The sequence below is a fragment of the Paenibacillus sp. JT31N11 genome (genome assembly GCF_056269285.1).
In genome coordinates, this window is sequence record NZ_JBWDNQ010000005.1 from 303,413 (window position 1) to 325,783 (window position 22,371).

Consider the following 22,371-nt stretch of genomic DNA (forward strand, 5'->3'; position numbering starts at 1 on the left):
TCCAATAGAAGGTGCTGCTCAATGAAAAATCGGATACCGGTGCTGGCCAGCATTGTTATGGCGATGCTTGTCGCCTCAATGGATTCCACCATTGCCAATACGACGATGCCTATTATTGCCCAGGAGCTGGGCGGTATTGAATTGTATGCCTGGGTTTTCGCAAGCTATATGATTTTCTCGACCGTAATGGCCCCGATTGCGGGCCGGATTTCCGATATCTTCGGACGCAAGAAAGTGTTTGCCGTCGGCATTATTTTATTTATGCTGGGCTCGATCCTGTGCGGGAGTGCGCATACGATGGTGCAGCTCGTTATTTTCCGGGCTGTCCAGGGAATAGGCGCGGGGGTGATGAATCCTTTCCCGATGATTATTGCAGGGGATCTGTTCACGGTGGAGAAGCGGGGGCGAATCCAGGCTTTGTTTACCGCGATGTGGGGAATTTCGGCTGTGCTTGCCCCGTTGCTCGGCTCCATGTTTGTGGAGTACGCCACCTGGCGCTGGATCTTTTACATCAATATCCCGATCTGCCTGCTTTCGGTTCTGCTGCTGCTGCCGTATCGCGAAGTATATGAACCCAAGCGTTCCAAAGTGGACTATACGGGGGCGCTGGTTTTTACCGCCGGAATCAGTCTTCTGCTTCTTATGACCGTGGTCGACATCGGCACCTTGTTCTATTTATCCGGAGCGGCGGGCGTGCTGCTGCTTATTGTGTTTTACAAGTATGAGAAAAAGCTGGCTTCGCCCATTGTTCCCCTCAACCTGTTCCGCAATAAACCGGTTGCCTGGATGAACCTGAATTCTTTCCTGGCTTATGCGTCGATATTCGGGGGCGCCAGCTACCTGCCGATGTTTCTCCAGAAGCATGGCTATTCGCTGTTTATGAGCGGTGTGGCGATGCTGGGCATGTCAGTGGGCTGGATGGCCATGTCCGTGCCTGCGGGCAAGTGGATCGGGCGCTTCGGCTACCGCTGGCTGATGATTGCCGGCAATGCCATTCTCGTGGCTTCGGGCATCTGGTTTCTGCAGCTCTCCCCAGCCTCGGGATTCTGGTTCACCTTTGCCGGCTCGGTGCTGATGGGCCTTTCCTTCGGCCTGCTGTCCGCCGTTTCCATGATCGGTTCGCAGCAGCTGGTGGATGGCAAGCAAAAAGGCGTCTCCACCTCTCTGCAAATATTTTCACGCAATATCGGGACAGCTGTCGGTGTGACGATAATGGGCGCCTTCCTGGCGAAGAATGCCGATCTGATGACAGGCTTCTCCCATATGTTCGCCTACGGCTTTATCGTCAGCCTGATCGCCTTGGCCAGCTCATTGATGATCCGGGTGCAGGGGCAGGCCGTGGAGGCCAAGCAAAACCGGCGGGGCAAGGATCCATATCTCCTTGAAATTGGACGCTGAAAATATTTAGTTAAAGTCACATTTATGGAAAGCCCCGCGTTATGATATAATAATAAGACAACAATCAGCGAAATCTTATTACATGTAGAGGTGAATGAATGTGTTAGACCGTTTACAGGCACTCGCAGACCGGTATGATAAATTAAGCGAGCTGTTGTGCGATCCGGATGTGGCAAGCGACCCCAAGCGGCTGCGCGACTTATCCAAGGAGCAGTCGGATCTGCAGGACGCTTACACAGCATATACGGAATACAAGGAAGTATCGGCGCAGCTCGACGATGCGAAGGCTATGCAGGCCGAGAAGCTCGACGATGAAATGCGCGAGATGGTGAAGATGGAGATTGAAGAACTGTCCGAGCGCCAGACAGCGCTTGAGGATCACATTCATATCCTGCTTATGCCGAAGGATCCCAATGACGACAAGAACGTGATTGTGGAGATCCGCGGCGCGGCAGGCGGCGATGAAGCGGCATTGTTCGCATCCGATCTGTACCGGATGTACATGAAATTTGCCGATTCCCAAGGCTGGCGCGTGGAGCTGATGGAAGCCAATGAAAGCGATCTGGGCGGCTACAAAGAGGTTATTTTCCTGATCAACGGCAAGGGCGCTTACAGCAAAATGAAATTCGAAAGTGGCGCGCACCGGGTTCAGCGTATTCCCGTAACAGAGTCAGGCGGACGGATTCATACGTCCACGTCAACCGTTGCGGTTATGCCTGAGGTGGAAGAGCTCGAGATTGAAATTCTCGACAAGGATATCCGGGTGGATACGTTCTGCTCCAGCGGCGCCGGCGGTCAGTCCGTTAATACGACCAAGTCGGCTGTCCGCGTGCTTCATGTGCCGACAGGCATTATGGCGCAGTGTCAGGACGGCAAGTCGCAGAATGAGAACAAAGCCAAGGCGCTGCAGGTTCTCCGGGCGCGCATTTCCGACATCCGCCGCCAGGAGGAAGAAGCAAAATACGCCGGCGAGCGCAAAAGCAAAGTGGGTACCGGCGACCGCAGCGAGCGGATCCGTACTTACAACTATCCGCAGAGCCGGGTAACCGACCACCGGATTGGCCTGACGCTGCATAAGCTGGATTCGGTTATGAACGGCGATATGGGTGAAATCATCAATGCCCTCACGGTAACGGCTCAAGCAGAGCTGATCGAGCAAATCAGCTGATTCATCGGGAAACCGGCTTGACCGCCGCATCATGGCGTGAGGCTGACGGCATATAGAGAGGGGCGCTAATGGATTATGGAGCGCAGCATGAATGGCCCCGGTCCTGCAGACTTCCGGATGGGAGAAGCGGACCGGCTGTTTACCATTGGAGAAGCCTGCTTGCAGGCTTCTTTGTTTTTGGAGAGGCATGAGATTATGGAGCCAAGATCCAACAGCGAGCTGCTGTTGATGCATCTGCTCGGCCTGGAGAAGGCGGGATTGCTGCGGGATTGGCGGGATCCGTTTCCGGTGGAGCGTTCAGCGGAGTGGGAATCGCTGATCTCGCGCAAGGCAGCCGGCGAGCCGGCGCAGTATTTGATTGGCGAGAAGTGGTTCTATGGCCTGCCGTTCGCTGTGACGCCGGCCGTGCTGATTCCGCGGCCGGAGACGGAGCTGCTCGTCGAGGCGGTGCTTGCCGAGGCCGACAGGCTGTGGCCGGATGCGAGCGGAGCTGGCAGCCGCGGAGCGGGGCAGGGTGGCGAAACTGCATTGAAGGCTGGAGGCAGCCGCACAACCGGTGCGGGGCAAGCAGAAATCGGTGCTGTGGCCGGAGATGAATCACAGCAGGTTGGTGAAGCGGCGGCTGAGGCGAACATCGAGAGCGGGACCAGGGCCGGGGAACCGGCGCTGACGGGCCGCACAGCCAGCGCAGGTGTGCCGACGGTGCTTGACGTCGGCACGGGCAGTGGCGCCATCGGCGTGACGCTTGCGGTGCAGCGTCCGCTCTGGCGCGTCAGCGCGTCCGATCTGTCGCCGGAAGCGCTGGAGGTCGCCCGCACGAACGCGGCGCGCCATGGCGCAGCGGCGCGCATGGCGTTCGTGCAGGGCGACCTGCTCGCGCCGTTCCGGCTGCGGCGCGAGGGCGAAGTTGGTGCTCCCGGCGAGGAGAATGACCCAGCCGGGCTGCGGATCGATGTGCTTGTCTCCAACCCGCCGTATATCCCGGCCGGAGACATCGCGGGCTTGCAGCCGGAGGTTCGGGACCATGAACCCCGGCTTGCGCTGGACGGCGGCGGTGACGGCCTTGACCCTTACCGCCGTATGCTGGAGCAGCTTCCGCGGCTGGCACAGATGCCGCGGATTATTGCCTTCGAGCTTGGTATGGGCCAAGCCCGTGAGGTTGCAAGACTGCTGGAACAGCTCGGCGAATGGGACGAGGTTCGGATCATTGACGATTATGCCGGCATTGAACGGCATGTAATTGCCGTGAACAACAGGGCATGAGGTATGAAAAGCTGTTATAACAGGCAGACTCTAGTAACGTAAAGAGTTTATTTCTCTTTCGTTACTAGAGTCTTTTTTTTAACTTATGGAGTGTATATCGAAGGGAAGGGCAAGATTTTATACTTCTTAGGCATACCGAAATATATAGGCTTCATGCATAGCCGGCTCCGAATAATCCTTGAATCCAACGCTGCGCTTCCATCCTCGAAGAGGGCTCCATGTGTTTTATATTTGTGCTGGAATTCTAGTTTTTCTTATTCTCCGGCTGCTAGGTTTAAAGATTGCCAGAGTGGACATACTTAGGGATATGATCGTTCCGGAACGTAAAGCTGAGCGCACCGACGGGTGACGAAAAGGAGCTTAACGTTATGATCCGCCCTTATTCCCGTTTTCCTTACCGCCCTTCTTATGGTTACTTGTTTCTTGCCATTATCATTCTTATTATGAGCTGGGAAAGCCAGCGTGCAGATGCAGCCATTGCAGGCGGTGAGATTCCCAAGGAATCCATTCGGCTTCGTATTCTCGCCAATTCCGACAGCGCGGCAGATCAGGCGGTTAAGCGGTATGTCCGCGACGCCGTTGTCGCCGAAATCGATCAATGGGTAACCAGCCCGCAAACGATTGAAGAAGCCCGGGGCACGATCCTCTCGCATATGGGCGACATCGAACGGGTCATAGCCAATGAATTGCATAAACGCGGATTCACTTACGACTATAAAGCGGAGCTTGGCAGTGTGCCATTTCCAACCAAAATATACGGCAGTGAAGTTTACCCTGCGGGCAATTACGAAGCGCTCCGGATTTCGCTGGGCAAGGCTGAAGGGCAAAACTGGTGGTGCGTCTTATTCCCGCCGCTCTGCTTCGTGGATGCGGTCAATGGAGAAGCTTCGGCACCCGCGGCATCGGCCGTCACCGCCGCTGTCGACAAAGATGCCCCGAAGGGCGGCAATGTGCAGACGACAGGCACTGCAGGCGGCACAGATCAGTCGAGCGGCACCGAAGCGAAAGAAACGGGTGCCGATACTCCCGAGGTAAAGTTCTTCATTTGGGAGCTGATTCAGTCCATTGTTCACTTCTTCAAAAACCTGTTCAGCTAAGGCTGACTTTCTTAGAGGCCAGTCCCGGTCCGGAACATCCGCAAACAAACAAACAAACAACAACCCCCTTCTGCCGAAGGAGGTTGTTGTTTGCTTTGCTATCGGACCCGCCCGCAGCAAGAGTTAAGCCGCCTGTTTGCGGGCGAGCTTATCCGGGCGCAGCTTGGGAATGAACAGGCAAATCGGCAGTGCGACCAATACGATAATGGTCGCGATGAGATACACATCGTTTACGCTCATTGTAAAGGACATCATTTGTATGCCGACTTGATCGCTTGAACCTGCATTGACCAAATCTGTTGCATGCGAGGCCGAATGCGACGCCAGCAAGGTCGTAAAAATCGCAATAGCGAAGGAGCCGAATACATTGCGCAGCCAGTTGCTGATCGAGGAAGCATGTCCGCTCAGCTGCGGTGATATTTGCTCCATCCCGGAGTTGCTGGCGGGCATCATGGCAAAGGCAATCCCCAAATTTCGCACGATCATCCAGAAGACGATATAGCCGTGGGGGATGTCGACGCTGAGCCAACTGAGCGGCAGCGTTCCCGCACCCATCAGCACGACCCCGATAATAAGCAGAACGCGGGGACCGAACTTGCTGTAAAACTTGCCCACAAAAGGGGTCAGTATGGCCATGGCCAACGAAGCCGGAAGCAAAATCAGCCCCGTATCAAGCGGCGTGACATGCTGGATGTTTTGCAGGAAGATTGGAGTCAGGAATGTTCCTGAATAAAGGCTGATTGTGATGATGCAAATGGTAATCAATGAAATCGTATAGCGGGCATTGCCGAATACCCTCAGATTCAAGAGCGGTGTCTGTGCAGTAAGCTCGCGCCAGATGAATAGGGCCAGAAACACGAAACCGGCTGCGATCAAGCTGATCACCTTTGTCGATGACCACCCCCAGGCATGGCCTTGCGATAAGGCTACCAGAAGCGAGGAGCTGCTGACGATAACAGTGACAAAACCGATCAGATCAAAGGACTTGGGCACATTCAGCCTGTAGTAGGGAATGAATGGTAGGATGAGCAGAACACCGATAATGCCGATCGGCACATTCATCCAGAACAGCCACTGCCAGGTGAGATTGTCAAGCAGCCAGCCGCTGAGCGTCGGTCCGATTGCAGGAGCCAGCATGGCCGACATGGCCCAGAAGCTGACTGCGATCGGCTGCTTCTCGCGGGGGATGACCTGATAAATAATCGACATGGTAGCTGGAATGATGAGACCACTGAAGGCCCCTTGCAAAATACGGAATGCAATGAGCGACGGGGCGCTCCATGCCAGCGCGCATAAGGCGGAGGCAATGGTGAAGCCCAGCAGGGAGACGAGATAAAGCCATTTATAGCTGAACCGTTCGCCGAAATAGCCGCTAATCGGGGCAAATGTGCCCATGGCAAGCATAAAACCTGTCAGTGTCCATTGAATAGTGTTCAGATCGGAAGCAAAGTCAACCTGCAGAACAGGAATGGCGATGTTAATCGTACTGACACTGAGCGTAGAAATAAAACTGCCGAAGAAAATGGCAATCATAATGGGCAGGAAACGGACCTGCTTGGCTTCTTCTGTCTGCATCTGTAATCCTCCATTGCGCATGTAAAAATGCGAAGCTGATATATCTGAATTTATATATAAATAATCGTAGTTATCATACATCCGCAAAAGGTTAAAGTCAAAGGAAATTACATGATTTTCCGGATAGCTTCCTAACAAATGTCAGAAAAGATTCCATAGTACTCCGGTTATCGGAGAGGATGTGAAATTTGCCATGTATGATATAATGGAAGAAATAAAAATGATTAATTGACGTCTAAGGATTGGTTGCATAATGACGAGCAAAACCAAGGTGTATCAAGTCGATCCCGCAAGCCCCGACGATAAGATCATCAGAGAAGCCGCACGTACTCTCCGGCAGGGAGGAACGGTGGCATTTCCCACTGAAACGGTGTACGGGCTCGGAGCCAACGCATTGGATCACGATGCAGTAAGCAGAATTTTTGAAGCCAAAGGAAGACCTTCGGACAATCCGCTCATTGTGCATATTTCCGACTCTGCGCAGCTTGATTCGTTTACCGCTCCATGCGGGGAGCTGGTCCAGCTTCTGATGGACCGCTTCTGGCCGGGGCCGCTTACGATTGTTCTGCCCCTGAAGCGGGCCTCGGTATCGGAGCATGTCACGGCAGGGCTGGACACCGTTGCCGTCAGGATGCCTGCGCATCCCGTGGCACTGGCGTTGATCACGGCAGCCGGGTGTCCGGTTGCGGCGCCCAGCGCCAACAGCTCGGGCCGCCCCAGTCCGACAGAAGCGGCGCATGTTCTGGATGATCTGAACGGACGGATTGATGCCGTTATAGACGGAGGTTCGGCCGGCGTGGGACTGGAGTCGACAGTTGTTGAGGTTGAAGCAGGCGGCATTGTACGGATTCTGCGACCAGGCGGGATAACAGTTGAATCGCTGCGCGCAGCGGGGGTGCAGGTCGAATATGATGTAGCTGCCGCCCCTCATGATAATGGACAGGAACGCACCCCAGGTTCCGTTGAATTGGGAGCGCATGAACACCCGGCAGCCGGCATCGCTCCGAGATCCCCAGGAATGAAGTATGCCCATTATGCGCCCAGGGGAATCATGCAGCTGGTTCAGGGCGGCATCGACGAAGTTGCCGCTTATATCGGCAAGCAGAGCCGGGATGCCCGGGCGGAAGGTGAACGTACGGGTGTGCTCGCGTTCCGTGAGCATGCCGACCGCTTCGATGCCGATCATGTATTGGTCATCGGCAGCCTCGGCGATCTGGAGCGGGCGGCTCAGGGCTTATATGCCGCCCTGCGTTCATTTGATGATCTCGGCGTGAGCCGAATTTGGGCGGAGACCTGTCCGGAGGCCGGCATCGGGCATGCCTTGATGAACCGGCTTGCCAAAGCGGCAGCCCAGCAGATCATCCGCGTATAACGCCCTTCCCGGGCTGCCGCTTTTACAGGTCATGTTTAACCCCTTGTCCGCATATGCTGGAAAAGAATGCGGACAAGGGGGAAAAAGAATGGTCGAAGCGGGTATGCATGCCGGACAACTGCTGACGCTGTTACTTATGGCGATAGCTCTTGGGATGGACGCTTTTTCACTCGGGGTCGGTATAGGAATGAAGGGTATTCGGCTTGTTGACATTCTTAAATTAAGTGCGGTTATCGCGCTGTTTCATATAATAATGCCTCTTATGGGCATGCTTACCGGTAAATACGTCAGCTCCCTGCTCGGCGATGTGGCTTCATCCGCCGCCGGTGTGCTGCTGCTGCTCTTGGGCGGCCACATGATTTACAGCTCCCTGCGGGGCGAATCCGTGGAATCCCTTGATCACAGCACGGTTTGGGGGATGCTGCTGTTTGCGCTCAGCGTGAGCATTGATTCATTTTCCGTAGGCATTTCACTGGGCATGTTTGCGGCGGATGTGCTGGTCACGGTGCTTCTGTTCGGCTTCTTCGGCGGAATCATGTCCACGGTTGGACTGCTCATCGGACGGCGGGTCAGTTCAAGCATGGGCGAGTACGGGGAAGCGCTAGGCGGTGTTATTTTGTTCACGTTCGGGCTGCTTGTTTTATTTTGAATAAATGGAGGAAAAGGAGTGCGAGTGCTATGAAACGGATTTTGTTCGTTTGCACCGGCAATACATGCCGTTCCCCGATGGCGGAGGCCATTCTTAAGGAGCTTGCGAGAAAGCAGGGCAGGCAGCTGGAGGTACGCTCGGCAGGTGTGTCCACGGTGGATGGACTTCCTGTTTCTTCGAATGCTGTAGGCGTGCTGCGTCAAAGGGAGGTTTCATGTACTGGCGGCTCCAAAGCGCTTGATGGCGGTTCAGTCGTTTGGGCGGATCTGATTTTGACCATGACGACAAGCCATAAACGCAATTTGCTGCAGCGCTTCCCGCAAGCGGTGGATAAAACTTACACGCTCAAGGAATTCGTCGGCTGCGACGAGAAGGTGCTGGCCGATATTTCGGAGCTGGAGGGGCTTTACACGGAATGGCAGATGAAGCAGGCGCTTGGCCAACAGATGACCAGTGCCGAGCGCGACCGCCTGCTTGAGCTTGAGAAGCGGATTCCCGATTTTGACATAGCCGACCCCTTTGGCGGGTCGATGGAGATGTATAAGCGCAGCGCCGACGAAATCGAGGATGCATTGAGGAAGCTGCTGGATAAGCTTGGCCCTTCCCGATAAGATCGTTTACAAAATATCCGCATCAGCCCCTGACGTTCGATGATTGATTTTCAACAGGCAATACGTTATGATAAAAACAACTAAGACGGTTTCTGATGTAACTGGCGACTAAAGTGGATCAAACCACGGTGGAGCATCAGATCATACGGCCGGTCGCCTGGGCAAAGAGCAGCGTGCGAAAGCATGTCATGCTCTTTTTTCGTCTTCCAGGCGATTTCAGCATGATTTCAGGTATACTAGTAACATGATTCATCGACATTTTTCGCCATCCAAGGCGGTCAAACCGGGAGGATTATATGTTATGAAAATCGCCATCGGCGCCGATCACGGCGGTTACCGCCTCAAGGAGGAGCTCGCTTCCTTCATACGGTCGCTCGGTCATGAAATCGAAGATGTCGGCTGCGATTGCGAGCAATCCGTGGACTACCCTGATTATGCGCTTCCTGTCTGCGAAAGAGTAACAAGCGGGAAGGCGGAACGCGGAATTCTTGTCTGCGGCACAGGAATCGGCATGTCAATTGCGGCCAATAAAACGGCCGGCATCCGATGCGCACTTGTGCACGATACCTTCTCGGCCAAGGCAACCCGTGAGCATAATGATACGAATGTGCTGGCAATGGGAGAACGCGTCATCGGACCCGGGCTTGCCCAGGAGATCGTCCGAATCTGGCTGGAAACCCCGTTCTCAGGGGAGCAGCGTCATGTTGGCAGGATCGGCAAGGTCATGAAGCTTGAAGAAAATGCGTCTTCTCCCTCAACCGTTATTTGAATCCGTTTTTGCCTTCCGGCGCAAGCTGCCGTTCCGGGATTGTTTTTCAGAGGGAAGCACCATACTTAGCAGCAAGCGGAAGATCCGAATCGAAGGAGTGTCAGGTGATGAACCGGGAACTGAAGCTGGATACGATTGCAGGTGATGTTGAAGCTGTTGTCCGTGAGCTGGCGCATGCCGCTCAGCTTCGAAGCGGACAGCTTCTGGTAATTGGCGCAAGCACAAGCGAAATCATCGGTCAGCGGATTGGCACATCAGGCACGCTGGAGACAGCCAAAGCGGTTTACGAAGGCGTTGAGGCGGCCCGCCGTGACATCGGCTTTCACCCCGTCTATCAGTGCTGCGAGCATTTGAATCGGGCGCTTGTGATGGAGAGGGATATCGCAGAGCGGTATGGCCTGGAGATTGTAGGAGCCATTCCCGTGCCGAAAGCCGGCGGTTCGATGGCTTCCTACGCCTATCGGAAGCTGTCCGATCCCTGCCTGACGGAGTCGGTGCAGGCGCATGCCGGACTGGATATTGGCGATACGTTCATCGGCATGCATCTGCGGCGTGTTGCTGTTCCCGTCAGGCCGACAATCCGTTCCATTGGAGAAGCGCATCTGACAATGGCTTATACGCGTCCAAAGCTGATCGGCGGCATTCGCGCTGTATATACGGAGGAAGAGGCCGGCATTCCGGGCAGTTCAGCTGCTGAAGCCTTTACTGATACATCCCCAGGTGGCCCGGAGTCTCCGGGCGGCACATGCGACTAGAGAAGTTGATTCGCCGTTTGACCACATACCGCGTTAATTAACAACCGCCAATGAACATGTTTTGCGAATTGTTTCTGACCCATGGCTGCTCAAGAAGCTGCAAAGGCCTGTCAGCGCAATGCAAGGGACTGTTATAGAAGGCGTTACATTTAAGGAGGATAAACAAAACAATGGAACATTTACGCAAACAAGACCCTGAATTGGTAAAAGCACTCGGACTTGAGCTGCAGCGTCAGCGCGACAACATTGAGCTTATCGCATCCGAGAACATTGTCTCCGAAGCTGTGCTGGAAGCCATGGGAACCGTATTGACGAACAAATACGCCGAAGGCTACCCGGGCAAACGCTACTACGGCGGCTGCGAGCATGTGGATATCGCCGAGAACATTGCCCGCGACCGTGCCAAGGAGCTTTTCGGCGCAGAGCATGTCAACGTACAGCCTCATTCCGGCGCCCAGGCGAATATGGCGGTTTATCTTGCAGCGCTGAATGCGGGCGATACCGTGCTTGGCATGAATCTGGCGCATGGCGGGCATTTGACGCACGGCAGCCCGGTTAACGCATCCGGTATTTTGTATAATTTCGTCTCTTACGGCGTCAATGAGAATACATTCACGATCGATTATGAAGAAGTCCGGAAGCTTGCGTTCAAGCACCGTCCGAAGATGATCGTAGCAGGCGCCTCGGCTTACCCGCGTATCATTGACTTTGAAGCACTGGGCAAAATCGCAAATGATGTCGGCGCTCTGCTGTTCGTCGATATGGCGCATATTGCCGGTCTGGTTGCAGCCGGTCTGCATCCAAGCCCGGTGCCGCACGCCCATTTCGTTACCACCACGACGCATAAAACGCTTCGCGGACCCCGCGGCGGCTTGATTTTGTGCCGTCAGCCATGGGCGCAAGCGATCGATAAAGCCGTATTCCCTGGTTCCCAGGGCGGACCTTTGATGCATATTATTGCTGCCAAAGCGGTTGCTTTCGGCGAAGCGCTGGATCCATCATTCAAAGTCTACGGCAAAAACGTCGTCGATAACGCCAAGGCGCTGTCTGAATCGTTGATGGCCCAAGGCATTAATATCGTATCCGGCGGAACAGACAATCACCTGATGCTGATTGATCTGCGCAGTCTGAACATTACCGGCAAGGATGCGGAGCATGTACTGGATTCCGTGCAAATCACAGTCAACAAAAACGCCATTCCATTCGATCCGACCAGCCCGTTCATTACTAGCGGCGTGCGTATCGGTACTCCTGCGGCAACTTCACGGGGAATGGGCGTCGAAGCGATGAAGACCATTGCAGAAATTATCGCCATGACCTTGAAAAACCCGAAAGATGAGGCGGTGCTTGCCAAAGCACGCGGCATGGTCAGCGACCTGACGTCCCAATACCCGCTTTATCCCGGTTTGAAGTATTAAAAAAAGCTCATAAAAGGAAAGCGAAGAGGCTGCTGCGCAAGTCCACGAGGACAGCGCAGCAGCCTTTTTTTACAACACCGGCCTGATACAGCCCTAATGTTTACCAAAAACGGCAGAAAGACATGGTTTATTCATGCTATGATGGAACTAATCCTACGAAAAGCGGGTGATAGCTATGGGTGGTTTCCTTATCATTGTTCTCGCTGTCATTATTATCTTTTTTATCGTATCGCGATTGAACAATCAGAAATCACAGAGCAGGGGATCGCGCAGGGTGGCTTCAGCCAAGCGCAAGCCGCCGGAGGCTCTCGGCGTACCTTCAGGACATCCCGCACGACCGGCGGCAGAGCGTCTTGAAGCTGTGCTGACCGCCGATATGGAAGCCAGGGTGAAGGACCGCGTCTTGAGAAACAGGCCTTCTATGCGTGACGGCGAGTGGCAGTGGCTGTGGTTTGAATTGAAACGTTATTTCCTGATGTGCGCCATTATGAGGGGCGTACCGATGTATAGTGAGAAGGTCGATGAGGTTTGGCATGAAATGCTGATGTTTACCCGGGAGTATGAACAGTTTTGCATCCAGCTGAGCGGCGGATTTATTCATCATGCGCCGCATGGGGAGGGAGCAGGGCCGGAACAGGGCGAACGGGCTTGGTTTGATTGGATTTACGGGGAGCTGTTTGTGCAGACGCCTGTGAGCAGCCAGCTGTGGGGAACCTTCTACCGGACTCCGCTTTCACCGCAGCGGATGGAAGCGCTGGAGCAGCTAAGCGCGGATGAACTCCGCGGACATTATTTTAATGTAAAGGCTGCAGAGAAGTTTCCCGATTTAAGTGCCGCGGTTGACTATTTAATTCTAAGGGGCCAGGAACTTGCAGCAGATGCACGGAGCGGCACCGGCAATCCATACGATAGATACGAAACGGGCCGGGGCACCCAATGGTCTGATCCGCTCATGATGACTGGAGCGCTATCAGGTGCGTTATTCATATCCTCTATGCTCCCGCCCGATCAGTTTGCGAACGAGATGGATGCCGCTCACAGGAAAGAACAGGGAGGCTCCGCGAGCAGCTGCGGATCAAACTCTTATGTGTGCGACAGCGACAGCTCAGGTAACGGTAGCGGGGGCCACGATGGAGGCGGTTCTTCCTGCGGATCGGGCAGCGACGGCGGCGGCTCTTCCTGCGGGGGAGGCGGCTGTGGAGGCGGAGGAGACTGAGTCTATATTCCCAAAGCCATGGAATCGCACCAAATCTTGGAGGTCCTTCGACTCACCGATCAACCGGCGTCCGTCAATCCGGACTGGCCGGTTTTTTAATATTTACAGGAAAAAATAATTCAAAAGAACCGTTTCTTCTTGATTTTTACTGTGCAGTGCATAATGAAGCTACCGATGCTATAATAGACGAGGTTGTGATAGGATTGTAAAGAATGAGGATGTTCCAAGAAGGGACGCAAAGCTTTTACAGGAGGATGAAACCAATGGGCAAATTGACGATTTGTGACCACCCGCTTATCCAACATAAGCTGACGCATATTCGCGACAAAGGTACCAATACGAAGGATTTCCGCGAGCTGGTGGACGAAGTGGCAACGTTAATGGCCTATGAAATTACACGGGATGTTCCCTTGGAACCGGTGCCGGTAACAACGCCGGTCACAGAAGCGGTTGGCCAGGTGATATCCGGCCGCATGCTCGGTCTTATCCCCGTGCTTCGCGCGGGCCTTGGAATGGTGGATGGCATGCTTAAGCTGATTCCGGCGGCCAAGGTTGGGCATATTGGTCTGTACCGGCATCCGGATACGTTGGAGCCGATCGAGTATTATGTGAATTTGCCCGCGGATGCAACCGAGCGGATGCTGATCGTCATTGATCCCATGCTCGCCACTGGCGGATCGGCCAATGCGGCGATCGAGACTCTGAAGCAGCGCGGCTGTCTCCAGATTAAGCTGATGTGTTTGATTGCAGCGCCTGAAGGTGTTGCAGCCGTCCAGAAAGACCATCCCGATGTGGATATTTTCATTGCCGCACTTGACGAGCGCTTGAATGAGCACGGTTACATTGTTCCCGGTCTGGGAGACGCCGGCGACCGCATGTACGGTACGAAATAGCGGAGAAGTTTTGCGGCATACGCAGTTTCAATGTCACCGGAGAACACACATAACGCATTAATTTATCATAGGAGTGACAATCATTGGCTAAACTGAAGGTAATGACTATTTTTGGTACGCGTCCGGAGGCAGTAAAGATGGCTCCGCTTGTTCTGGAGCTGCAGAAACATTCGGATGAGATTGAATCGATTGTTTGTGTGACGGCGCAGCATAGGCAAATGCTGGATCAGGTGCTCGACTTTTTTGAGATCAGACCGAATTATGACCTGAACGTGATGCAGGATCGCCAGACGCTGACGGGAACGACTGTACGGGTGCTGGAAGGGCTTGAGCCTATTCTGCGGGAATCGAAGCCCGATATCGTGCTCGTCCATGGCGATACGCAAACCACTTTTCTGGCCAGCTATGCTTCGTTCATTCAGCAGATTCAGGTGGGTCATGTCGAGGCAGGCCTGCGTACGTGGAACAAAATGTCGCCTTATCCCGAGGAGATGAACCGCCAGCTCGCAGGCGTCCTGTCCGATATCCATTTTGCCCCGACCGAGCAGGCGGCCAGCAATCTTCGCCAGGAAAACAAGCCGGAGTCCGCCATTTATGTAACGGGAAATACAGCTACGGATGTTTTCGAGTATACGGTGGACAAGTCGTTCACCCATCCCATTATCGATTGGGCGGACGGAAAACGCCTGGTGCTCATGACGGCGCATCGCCGTGAAGCGCTTGGACAGCCTCACCGCAATATTTTCCAGGCGGTGAAACGGATTGCCGACGAGTTTGCAGATGTGGCTTTCGTTTATGCGGTTCATCCGAATCCGGCTGTCCGCGAGCCTGCCAATGAAATTCTGGGCGATCATCCCCGGATCAAGCTGATCGATCCGCTCGATGTATTTGAGTTTCATAATTTCTATCCTCACACCTACATGATTATGACCGACTCGGGCGGGTTGCAGGAAGAAGCGCCTTCATTCGGCGTTCCGACCTTGGTGCTGCGGGATACAACGGAGCGTCCGGAAGGAATCGAGGCCGGAACGCTGGAGCTTGTCGGTACGGACGAAGAAGTTGTATATACACGCGCCCGTGCTCTTCTCAAGGATGCCGGACTATATGAGAAAATGAGCAAAGCGGCAAATCCCTACGGCGACGGTCAAGCTTCCCAAAGGATTGTACAGGCGATTTTGCATCATTTTGGGAGAAGGAAAGAACGGCCTGTCCCGTTCACACAACGTTCATAGTTAAGTCCAAATCGCCGCATGTCGCCAAACACCACAGCATACAGTGGTACTGTATGGTTTGCAATCTTGGAAAACCTTGATATAGCAAGGCTTTCCGGGTTCGCGTTCACAAACTGTTTGAATTTATATCGATTGACAAACGTCGCTTCGCTTGGATAAAATGTATAAGGATTAACAGAGGTAAAGCCATGAATAAAAAGGGTATGGGAGACAACCCCTGGCGAGCTGCAGGGCTGGTTGGTGTAATGGGGCTTGACTTCGCAATTTGCATCTTACTGGGCTATTTTGTCGGCAAATGGATAGGTGGTTCGCAAGCTTGGATCATTGGCGGTTTGCTTGTTGGTCTGGCTGCCGGTATTCTGTCCTGCGTGTTGCTTGTCAAGGTTGTATTGGAGGACACCGATGAATGAGATCTTTAGGAAAGCAATGCGATCAGCTCTCTATCTGATGTCACTCTGCATTGTAGTATGGCTGCTTGTTCCATCTTTGAAGGCGATAGCCGCCGGAATCGTTGCAGGCTGCGCGGCAAGTTTGTTCAATGCATATCTTCTGCGAAGGCGTATTGATCTTCTCGGACAGATCGTTGTTGATCAAGGGCCAAGAAGGATGAGCATCGGCATGGCCGGAAGGCTTGCTACTGTTCTGTTTGTCGTCATGATTGCCAATAAGTTTCCTCAATATCTGAATGTAGCCGCTACATTGTCTGCATCTTTCTTTGTACAGATAGCTGTTTTTCTAATCACGGCCGTAACCTATTCAAAGCATAGCGGAAAGGGGTGAAAACAAAAGCATGCATTTATTTCCGATTATTGACGTTGGAGGCTTTCACATTGATCTTTCCACCTGGTTGTCCATCATCGTGTCCTGCCTGATTGTTTTTATTCTGGCACGGGTGGCAGTGGGTAATCTATCGGTGACCAATCCTTCAAAGATACAAAATTTTATGGAATGGGTTATTGAATTCGTTCACAATACCATTGCAAGCACGATGCCGCTCAGCAAGGCAAAGAGTTTCATTAACTTGGGTATGACCCTGATTCTGTTCATCTTTGTATCCAATTTATTAGGGCTCCCATTCGGTATCATTACCGAGCATCATGAACCGTTTACTTTCGCGGGAACTGAAATCGTTTCCGAAGCCCAGTTGGTCGAGGATGGAGGTCACGCGCATGTTGGTTGGTGGAAATCACCGACAGCCGATCTGGCTTGTACAGCGGGACTTGCGATTATAGTGATCTTTATGGTTCACTTCCTTGGTCTGAAGCAGAATCGTAAACACTATCTGAAGCATTACATTGAACCGTATGCTATTTTCCTCCCGCTCAATATCCTGAAGGAACTAGCTAAACCGCTTACCCTCTCACTCCGTTTGTACGCTAACATTTTCGCTGGTGAGGTTCTGATTTCCACGATTTTGATGCTGGGAGTAGTCGGTATTCCACTCCTCGCCGCCTGGCAGGCATTCAGTTTGTTTGTTGGGGCGATTCAAGCCTTCCTGTTTACCATTCTTACAATGGTTTACATTTCGCAGGCGACAGTTCATGAAGAGGATCATTAACAGGCACAAATCCCGCTACTTAGGAGGCTTCGAGCTCTTCTGGCGGGAGTCATATATATTGGCACGACAAAAATAACCTACTATTAGGAGGATTTCAAAAATGGAATTTTTGGCAGCAGCATTGGCAATTGGTTTGGGAGCATTGGGTGCAGGTATTGGTAACGGTATGATCGTCAGTAAAACAGTTGAAGGGATTTCCCGTCAGCCTGAGCTTCGCGGTACACTTCAAACCACTATGTTCATCGGTGTTGGTATCGTCGAGGTTGTTCCAATCATTGGCGTTGTAATCGGCTTCCTTCTTTATTTCGGAGCTTAGTATCCATATAACGGGTTGGCGGGGTTGGCCAAGGCCATCCACGCCTTCGTTTTGATTGGCACAATTATTATGATTCAGGTTTATGGAAAGGAGTGTCAACTATGGAGTTTGTGTGGGAATCGACAGTATTTACCATTATAGCGTTCCTGGTGTTGTTATGGTTGCTGAGCAAATATGCCTTCGGACCCTTGATGGGCATTATGGAACAGCGCAGACAGCTGGTGCAGGATCAAATAAAAACAGCAGAAGAGAGCCGTCTGCAAGCAAGCCAGCATCTTGAAGAACAGAAGCAAGCTCTTCAGCAGGCACGCAAAGAGGCTTATGAAATTATCGAGCAATCAAAAGTAACCAGTAATAAGCAGGCGGATGACATTATGCAGTCTGCAAAAGCTGAGGCAACCCGTTTGAAAAATGAAGCGGTCAGCGATATCCAAATCGAAAAGAATAAGGCAATTGCCGCACTTCGCAGTCAAGTTGGCGGCATGTCTGTCATGATCGCATCCAAAATCATCGAGAAGCAAATCGATGAGAAATCGCAAGAAGAGCTCGTTGAGCAATATCTGAAAGAGGTAGAAAGCAAATGAGCCGCGACGGCGTAGTTGCAAAACGTTATGCGAAGGCGTTGTTCCAAATTGCACAGCTGAATCAAACGATTGCTGAAAACCAGGAACAGCTTAAATTAGTAGTTGAGGTTATTGAGAAGAATGCGGAAATTCGCAAATTTCTCAGCTTTCCCAACATAGAAACATCCAAAAAAATCGCTTTGGTCAAAGGCGCTTTTTCCGATAAAATCTCAGAATCCGTTCTCAGCACACTGGAACTTCTTATTATCCGCGGCCGTCAGGGAATCATTAGCGGCGTCTACGAAGCGTATACGAAGCTTGCTGGCGAAGCGCTGGGCCAAGCCCATGCAACGGTGTATACAGCTAAGCTGTTAAGCGCGGAAGAGTTGTCCAAAGTACAAGCGAGATTCGGTGCAATTGCCGGCAAAAAAATTGTTGCGGAACAAATCTTGAAACCGGAGCTGCTCGGCGGTGTGCAGGTGCGCATCGGCGACCGTCTTTATGACGGCAGCCTGCTAGGCAAGCTTTCTCGTTTGGAACAATCATTGAAAACTCAAGCATTGTAGATAGGGGTGAGCGGAATTGAGTATCAGACCTGATGAAATCAGCACGCTGATTAAACAACAAATCGAACAATTTAAATCCGAGATTCAAGTTGTCGATGTCGGTACGGTCATCCAAGTCGGTGACGGTATTGCTCGCGTTCATGGACTCGAAAACTGTATGGCAGGAGAACTGCTCGAATTCTCCAACGGCGTTATCGGCATGGCCCTCAATCTTGAGGAAAGCAATGTCGGTGTCGTTATCATGGGACCTTACACAGGTATTCGTGAAGGCGATCAAGTGAAGAGAACCGGTCGTATTATGGAGGTTCCTGTAGGTGAGGCGCTTCTTGGACGCGTTGTTAACGCACTGGGTGAGCCAGTCGATGGCAACGGTCCTGTCAACACGACAGAGGCGCGCCCGATCGAATCGCCGGCTCCGGGCGTTATGGCCCGTAAATCGGTATTCGAGCCGATGCAAACAGGTATCAAGGCAATCGATGCGATGATTCCGATCGGCCGCGGCCAACGGGAGCTGATCATCGGCGACCGTCAAACCGGTAAAACCCAAATTGCCATCGATACGATCGTTAACCAAAAAGGCAACGGCGTTATCTGTATTTATGTGGCAATCGGACAAAAGCAATCCACTGTCCGTACGGTAGTAGAATCGCTTCGCAAGCAAGGTGCGCTTGATTACACAATCGTCGTTACCGCTAGCGCATCCGAGCCATCCCCATTGCTCTACATTGCCCCTTATACAGGCTGTACGATGGGTGAGTACTTTATGTACAGCGGCAAGCATGTACTGGTTATCTATGATGATCTGTCCAAACAGGCTGCCGCATACCGTGAGTTGTCCCTGCTGCTCCGCCGTCCTCCAGGTCGGGAAGCTTATCCGGGCGACGTTTTCTACCTGCATTCCCGTCTTCTGGAGCGTGCAGCCAAGCTGAATGATGAGCTCGGCGGCGGTTCGCTGACAGCACTGCCATTCATTGAGACGCAAGCGGGCGATATCTCCGCTTACATCCCAACCAACGTAATTTCGATTACGGATGGACAGATTTTCCTTGAGTCCGATTTGTTCTACTCCGGCCAACGTCCGGCTGTTAACGTCGGTAACTCCGTATCCCGGGTAGGTAGCTCGGCGCAAATCAAAGCGATGAAAAAGGTTGCGGGTACGCTCAAGCTTGATCTTGCCCAATACCGTGAGCTCGCTGCATTTGCCCAATTCGGGTCGGATCTTGATAAAGTAACGCAATCCCGTCTGAACCGCGGTGAGCGGACACTGGAAATTCTTAAGCAGGGCGTTAACCAGCCGCTGCCTGTTGAACGCCAGGTTGTATCTCTCTATACGGTAACCCGGGGACATGTTGACGATATTCCGGTTCAAGACATTCGTCGTTTCGAAGCTGAATTGCTGGCTTACGTGGATGCAAGCAAACCCGAGATTTTGTCGTCGATCCGCGATACCAAGGATTTAACTTCCGATAACGAGAAGGTTCTTATTGAAGCGATTAATACGTTCAAAAAAGGCTTTTCCGCATCGGCTTAATTCGGGGCAAGCATATAAGCCTGGACTTAAGCGGAATAGAGCCGGATTCACTTCGTTAAGGGAGTCCGGCAATAAGGTGGTGACAACGAATTGGCTAAGGGTATGCGCGAGATTAAGCGTCAGATCAAGAGTACGCAGAATACCAAACAAATTACGAAAGCAATGGAAATGGTTGCTGCAGCCAAGCTCAGACGGGCTCAGGAGGCGGCAGTCGCTTCAAGACCTTACACGGACAAAATCCGCGAAGTCGTCGCCAGCATCGCAAACAGCGGCGGCAATGTGAAGCATCCTATGCTGCAAACCCGTGAAGTGAAGCGGACGGCCTACCTGGTCATCACGTCGGATCGCGGACTTGCCGGCGGCTACAATGTCAACGTGCTTCGTAAAATAGCTTTGACATTGAAGGAGAAACACTCTTCCGCCAACGAATATGCGCTTTTTGTCATTGGACGAAAAGGCCGGGATTACTTCAAACGCCGGGATATTGCAGTCGTTCAGGAAACCACAGGCTTATCGGATTCCCCCAAGTTTGCCGACATCAAATCCATTGCGAACGCGGCCGTTAAGGGCTTTGAGAGCGGTGCGTATGACGAATTGCATGTTGTCTATAATCAATTCCATAATGCCATCACCCAGATCCCTGTTGTGAAGCGTTTGCTGCCGCTGGAGCAGATTGAAGTAACTGGCGCTAAAGCCAATTACGAGTATGAACCGTCTGCCGAGGAAGTGCTTGACGTTCTGCTGCCGAAATATGCGGAAACGGTCATTTACAGTGCGATTCTTGAAAGTAAAGCAAGCGAGTTCGGAGCAAAAATGACGGCAATGGGCAGCGCGACGAAAAACGCGACCAAGATGATCGCCGGCTTAACGCTTACGTACAACCGTGCGCGTCAAGCGGCTATTACCCAGGAAATAGCGGAAATTGTCGGCGGAGCGAACGCCCAGCAATAAGAAATGTCAATTTATGTAGTAGGAGGGACATCAATGAGCAAGGGACGCGTTATCCAGGTAACGGGACCAGTTGTCGATATTGCTTTCGAAAACGGTCATTTGCCGGACATCCTAAATGCGATAAAGATTGAAACAAAAGCTCAAGACGCTGGCGGACGCGACATTAATCTGACCGTCGAAGTAGCGACTCACTTGGGCGACAATATGGTGCGCTGTGTAGCCATGTCTTCCACAGACGGTTTGGTCAGAGGAACGGAAGTTGTTGACCTTGGCAAACCGATTACTGTACCGGTTGGACCAGCTACACTAGGCCGCGTGTTTAACGTGCTAGGCGATCCGATTGATAACAATGGCGATGTTGACCGGACGCTTTCGAATCCGATTCACCGTCAGGCTCCTCCATTTGAAGAACTCTCTACCTCCCAGGAAATGCTGGAGACGGGTATCAAGGTTATCGACCTGATGGCTCCATACTCCAAGGGCGGTAAGATCGGTCTCTTCGGCGGCGCGGGCGTTGGTAAAACCGTAACGATGCAAGAGCTGATCCATAATATTGCGCAAGAGCACGGCGGTATATCCGTTTTCGCCGGTGTAGGCGAGCGTACCCGTGAAGGTAATGACCTGTACCACGAGATGAGCGATTCCGGCGTTATCAGTAAAACAGCCATGGTATTCGGTCAAATGAATGAGCCCCCAGGCGCGCGTCTTCGCGTTGCGTTGACGGGTCTGACTATGGCTGAATATTTCCGTGATGAAGAAGGCCGTGACGTGCTTCTGTTCATCGATAATATTTTCCGCTTTACTCAAGCCGGTTCAGAGGTTTCCGCTTTGCTGGGCCGTATGCCATCAGCGGTTGGTTACCAGCCAACGCTGGCGACAGAAATGGGTCAGCTGCAGGAGCGTATTACTTCGACCAAAAAAGGATCCGTTACATCGATTCAGGCGATCTATGTTCCTGCCGATGACTATACCGATCCGGCGCCGGCAACAGCGTTTGCCCACTTGGATGCAACGACTAACCTGGAGCGTAATATCGCGGCAATGGGTATTTTCCCGGCCGTTGATCCACTTGCTTCCTCCTCCCGGATTCTGACACCGGAAATTCTGGGCGAAGAGCATTATCAAGTGGCGCAGGGCGTTAAGAAATTGCTCCAACGCTACAAAGAGCTTCAGGATATTATCGCGATCCTGGGTATGGATGAATTATCCGAGGAAGATAAAAGTATCGTTTTGCGTGCTCGCCGTATCCAGCTGTTCCTGTCGCAGCCTCTTCACGTTGCCGAAGCGTTCAATGGTATACCTGGTGTTTACGTATCGGTTAAAGACACCGTACGCAGCTTCAAAGAAATTCTTGATGGCAAACATGACGATCTTCCTGAACCGGCGTTCCACAATGTCGGATCGATTGAAGAAGCAGTCGAGAAGGCGAAAAAGCTCGCACAAGGGCTGTAATAAGCCGCTTATGGAGGT

The 22,371-nt window shown here is 52.6% G+C and carries 23 protein-coding genes and 1 riboswitch; of the genes, 22 read left to right on the plus strand and 1 reads right to left on the minus strand.

All coding sequences use genetic code 11. The features are described from left to right. Nucleotides 1-21: 21 nt before the first annotated feature. From AC0YNV_RS19960 to spoIIR, 4 genes are all read left to right on the plus strand, one after another. A complete protein-coding gene (locus AC0YNV_RS19960) occupies nucleotides 22-1,398 on the plus strand; it encodes an MFS transporter (RefSeq protein WP_475769594.1) in 1,377 nt (458 codons plus the stop codon). A gap of 100 nt (nucleotides 1,399-1,498) precedes the next feature. Then, nucleotides 1,499-2,566, plus strand: coding sequence for a peptide chain release factor 1 (gene prfA / locus AC0YNV_RS19965; RefSeq protein ID WP_210039074.1), 1,068 nt, complete (start codon nucleotides 1,499-1,501; stop codon nucleotides 2,564-2,566). Nucleotides 2,567-2,641: 75 nt separating this feature from the next. Further along, nucleotides 2,642-3,829: a N5-glutamine methyltransferase family protein gene (locus tag AC0YNV_RS19970; protein ID WP_475769595.1), complete on the plus strand. Its 1,188-nt coding sequence runs from the start codon at nucleotides 2,642-2,644 to the stop codon at nucleotides 3,827-3,829. A 368-nt stretch (nucleotides 3,830-4,197) separates the two neighbouring features. Continuing rightward, the gene (spoIIR, locus tag AC0YNV_RS19975) at nucleotides 4,198-4,926 is read left to right on the plus strand and encodes a stage II sporulation protein R (protein ID WP_210039073.1); all 729 of its coding nucleotides are present in this window, start codon (nucleotides 4,198-4,200) and stop codon (nucleotides 4,924-4,926) included. A gap of 123 nt (nucleotides 4,927-5,049) precedes the next feature. On the opposite strand, the gene AC0YNV_RS19980 is transcribed toward spoIIR, so the two are convergent. Further along, nucleotides 5,050-6,501 (minus strand): MDR family MFS transporter, encoded by a 1,452-nt coding sequence (locus AC0YNV_RS19980; RefSeq protein ID WP_475769596.1) that lies wholly within the window; start codon nucleotides 6,499-6,501, stop codon nucleotides 5,050-5,052. 253 nt (nucleotides 6,502-6,754) lie between these two features. On the opposite strand from AC0YNV_RS19980, the gene AC0YNV_RS19985 reads away from it, so the two are divergent. From AC0YNV_RS19985 to atpD, 18 genes are all read left to right on the plus strand, one after another. Next, on the plus strand, nucleotides 6,755-7,873 hold the full coding sequence (locus AC0YNV_RS19985; RefSeq protein ID WP_475769597.1) for an L-threonylcarbamoyladenylate synthase: 1,119 nt from the start codon (nucleotides 6,755-6,757) through the stop codon (nucleotides 7,871-7,873). An 88-nt stretch (nucleotides 7,874-7,961) separates the two neighbouring features. Continuing rightward, the gene (locus AC0YNV_RS19990) at nucleotides 7,962-8,522 is read left to right on the plus strand and encodes a manganese efflux pump MntP (protein ID WP_210039070.1); all 561 of its coding nucleotides are present in this window, start codon (nucleotides 7,962-7,964) and stop codon (nucleotides 8,520-8,522) included. A gap of 29 nt (nucleotides 8,523-8,551) precedes the next feature. Further along, on the plus strand, nucleotides 8,552-9,133 hold the full coding sequence (locus tag AC0YNV_RS19995; protein ID WP_475769598.1) for a low molecular weight protein arginine phosphatase: 582 nt from the start codon (nucleotides 8,552-8,554) through the stop codon (nucleotides 9,131-9,133). A gap of 87 nt (nucleotides 9,134-9,220) precedes the next feature. Beyond that, nucleotides 9,221-9,303: riboswitch (ZMP/ZTP riboswitch) on the plus strand. Between the two features lie 131 nt (nucleotides 9,304-9,434). Continuing rightward, complete coding sequence (gene rpiB, locus AC0YNV_RS20000; RefSeq protein ID WP_475769599.1) at nucleotides 9,435-9,902, plus strand: ribose 5-phosphate isomerase B; 468 nt, start codon at nucleotides 9,435-9,437, stop codon at nucleotides 9,900-9,902. Between the two features lie 107 nt (nucleotides 9,903-10,009). After that, nucleotides 10,010-10,657 (plus strand): TIGR01440 family protein, encoded by a 648-nt coding sequence (locus AC0YNV_RS20005; protein ID WP_475769600.1) that lies wholly within the window; start codon nucleotides 10,010-10,012, stop codon nucleotides 10,655-10,657. 170 nt (nucleotides 10,658-10,827) lie between these two features. Beyond that, complete coding sequence (locus AC0YNV_RS20010; protein WP_475769601.1) at nucleotides 10,828-12,075, plus strand: serine hydroxymethyltransferase; 1,248 nt, start codon at nucleotides 10,828-10,830, stop codon at nucleotides 12,073-12,075. Nucleotides 12,076-12,250: 175 nt separating this feature from the next. Next, entirely contained in the window at nucleotides 12,251-13,291 is a 1,041-nt protein-coding gene (locus AC0YNV_RS20015) for a glycine-rich domain-containing protein (protein ID WP_475769602.1), read from the plus strand. A gap of 263 nt (nucleotides 13,292-13,554) precedes the next feature. After that, entirely contained in the window at nucleotides 13,555-14,184 is a 630-nt protein-coding gene (gene upp / locus AC0YNV_RS20020; RefSeq protein ID WP_210039064.1) for a uracil phosphoribosyltransferase, read from the plus strand. Nucleotides 14,185-14,267: 83 nt separating this feature from the next. Further along, nucleotides 14,268-15,416, plus strand: a complete 1,149-nt coding sequence (wecB, locus tag AC0YNV_RS20025) for a non-hydrolyzing UDP-N-acetylglucosamine 2-epimerase (protein WP_379114449.1) — start codon at nucleotides 14,268-14,270, stop codon at nucleotides 15,414-15,416. A 188-nt stretch (nucleotides 15,417-15,604) separates the two neighbouring features. Beyond that, nucleotides 15,605-15,826 carry an AtpZ/AtpI family protein gene (locus AC0YNV_RS20030; protein WP_210039063.1) on the plus strand — a complete coding sequence of 74 codons (222 nt, stop codon included), beginning with the start codon at nucleotides 15,605-15,607 and terminating at the stop codon, nucleotides 15,824-15,826. Further along, a complete protein-coding gene (locus AC0YNV_RS20035; protein WP_475769603.1) occupies nucleotides 15,819-16,196 on the plus strand; it encodes an ATP synthase subunit I in 378 nt (125 codons plus the stop codon). Before AC0YNV_RS20030 ends, AC0YNV_RS20035 begins: the two co-directional genes overlap by 8 nt. 10 nt (nucleotides 16,197-16,206) lie before the next feature. Next, nucleotides 16,207-16,974, plus strand: a complete 768-nt coding sequence (gene atpB, locus AC0YNV_RS20040) for a F0F1 ATP synthase subunit A (RefSeq protein ID WP_475769604.1) — start codon at nucleotides 16,207-16,209, stop codon at nucleotides 16,972-16,974. 100 nt (nucleotides 16,975-17,074) lie between these two features. Continuing rightward, nucleotides 17,075-17,290 carry a F0F1 ATP synthase subunit C gene (gene atpE, locus AC0YNV_RS20045; RefSeq protein WP_036583039.1) on the plus strand — a complete coding sequence of 72 codons (216 nt, stop codon included), beginning with the start codon at nucleotides 17,075-17,077 and terminating at the stop codon, nucleotides 17,288-17,290. A 101-nt stretch (nucleotides 17,291-17,391) separates the two neighbouring features. Beyond that, entirely contained in the window at nucleotides 17,392-17,874 is a 483-nt protein-coding gene (gene atpF, locus AC0YNV_RS20050) for a F0F1 ATP synthase subunit B (RefSeq protein ID WP_475769605.1), read from the plus strand. Beyond that, nucleotides 17,871-18,419 carry a F0F1 ATP synthase subunit delta gene (locus AC0YNV_RS20055; protein ID WP_475769606.1) on the plus strand — a complete coding sequence of 183 codons (549 nt, stop codon included), beginning with the start codon at nucleotides 17,871-17,873 and terminating at the stop codon, nucleotides 18,417-18,419. The genes atpF and AC0YNV_RS20055 overlap by 4 nt, the downstream gene beginning before the upstream one ends. A 16-nt stretch (nucleotides 18,420-18,435) precedes the next feature. After that, a complete protein-coding gene (gene atpA / locus AC0YNV_RS20060) occupies nucleotides 18,436-19,950 on the plus strand; it encodes a F0F1 ATP synthase subunit alpha (RefSeq protein WP_475769607.1) in 1,515 nt (504 codons plus the stop codon). Between the two features lie 90 nt (nucleotides 19,951-20,040). Then, nucleotides 20,041-20,901, plus strand: a complete 861-nt coding sequence (gene atpG, locus AC0YNV_RS20065; RefSeq protein WP_379114452.1) for an ATP synthase F1 subunit gamma — start codon at nucleotides 20,041-20,043, stop codon at nucleotides 20,899-20,901. Nucleotides 20,902-20,934: 33 nt separating this feature from the next. Next, nucleotides 20,935-22,353 (plus strand): F0F1 ATP synthase subunit beta, encoded by a 1,419-nt coding sequence (gene atpD / locus AC0YNV_RS20070; protein ID WP_210039058.1) that lies wholly within the window; start codon nucleotides 20,935-20,937, stop codon nucleotides 22,351-22,353. Nucleotides 22,354-22,371: the final 18 nt, after the last annotated feature.

What these genes read in the sequence shown, in the direction of transcription:
- AC0YNV_RS19960 (WP_475769594.1), top strand. Translation starts at nt 22, where the DNA reads ATGAAAAATCGGATACCGGTGCTGGCCAGCATTGTTATGGCGATGCTT.
- AC0YNV_RS19970 (WP_475769595.1), top strand. Translation starts at nt 2,642, where the DNA reads ATGGAGCGCAGCATGAATGGCCCCGGTCCTGCAGACTTCCGGATGGGA.
- spoIIR (WP_210039073.1), top strand. Translation starts at nt 4,198, where the DNA reads ATGATCCGCCCTTATTCCCGTTTTCCTTACCGCCCTTCTTATGGTTAC.
- AC0YNV_RS19980 (WP_475769596.1), bottom strand. Translation starts at nt 6,501, where the DNA reads ATGCAGACAGAAGAAGCCAAGCAGGTCCGTTTCCTGCCCATTATGATT.
- AC0YNV_RS19985 (WP_475769597.1), top strand. Translation starts at nt 6,755, where the DNA reads ATGACGAGCAAAACCAAGGTGTATCAAGTCGATCCCGCAAGCCCCGAC.
- AC0YNV_RS19990 (WP_210039070.1), top strand. Translation starts at nt 7,962, where the DNA reads ATGGTCGAAGCGGGTATGCATGCCGGACAACTGCTGACGCTGTTACTT.
- AC0YNV_RS19995 (WP_475769598.1), top strand. Translation starts at nt 8,552, where the DNA reads ATGAAACGGATTTTGTTCGTTTGCACCGGCAATACATGCCGTTCCCCG.
- rpiB (WP_475769599.1), top strand. Translation starts at nt 9,435, where the DNA reads ATGAAAATCGCCATCGGCGCCGATCACGGCGGTTACCGCCTCAAGGAG.
- AC0YNV_RS20005 (WP_475769600.1), top strand. Translation starts at nt 10,010, where the DNA reads ATGAACCGGGAACTGAAGCTGGATACGATTGCAGGTGATGTTGAAGCT.
- AC0YNV_RS20010 (WP_475769601.1), top strand. Translation starts at nt 10,828, where the DNA reads ATGGAACATTTACGCAAACAAGACCCTGAATTGGTAAAAGCACTCGGA.
- AC0YNV_RS20015 (WP_475769602.1), top strand. Translation starts at nt 12,251, where the DNA reads ATGGGTGGTTTCCTTATCATTGTTCTCGCTGTCATTATTATCTTTTTT.
- upp (WP_210039064.1), top strand. Translation starts at nt 13,555, where the DNA reads ATGGGCAAATTGACGATTTGTGACCACCCGCTTATCCAACATAAGCTG.
- AC0YNV_RS20030 (WP_210039063.1), top strand. Translation starts at nt 15,605, where the DNA reads ATGAATAAAAAGGGTATGGGAGACAACCCCTGGCGAGCTGCAGGGCTG.
- AC0YNV_RS20035 (WP_475769603.1), top strand. Translation starts at nt 15,819, where the DNA reads ATGAATGAGATCTTTAGGAAAGCAATGCGATCAGCTCTCTATCTGATG.
- atpB (WP_475769604.1), top strand. Translation starts at nt 16,207, where the DNA reads ATGCATTTATTTCCGATTATTGACGTTGGAGGCTTTCACATTGATCTT.
- atpE (WP_036583039.1), top strand. Translation starts at nt 17,075, where the DNA reads ATGGAATTTTTGGCAGCAGCATTGGCAATTGGTTTGGGAGCATTGGGT.
- atpF (WP_475769605.1), top strand. Translation starts at nt 17,392, where the DNA reads ATGGAGTTTGTGTGGGAATCGACAGTATTTACCATTATAGCGTTCCTG.
- AC0YNV_RS20055 (WP_475769606.1), top strand. Translation starts at nt 17,871, where the DNA reads ATGAGCCGCGACGGCGTAGTTGCAAAACGTTATGCGAAGGCGTTGTTC.
- atpD (WP_210039058.1), top strand. Translation starts at nt 20,935, where the DNA reads ATGAGCAAGGGACGCGTTATCCAGGTAACGGGACCAGTTGTCGATATT.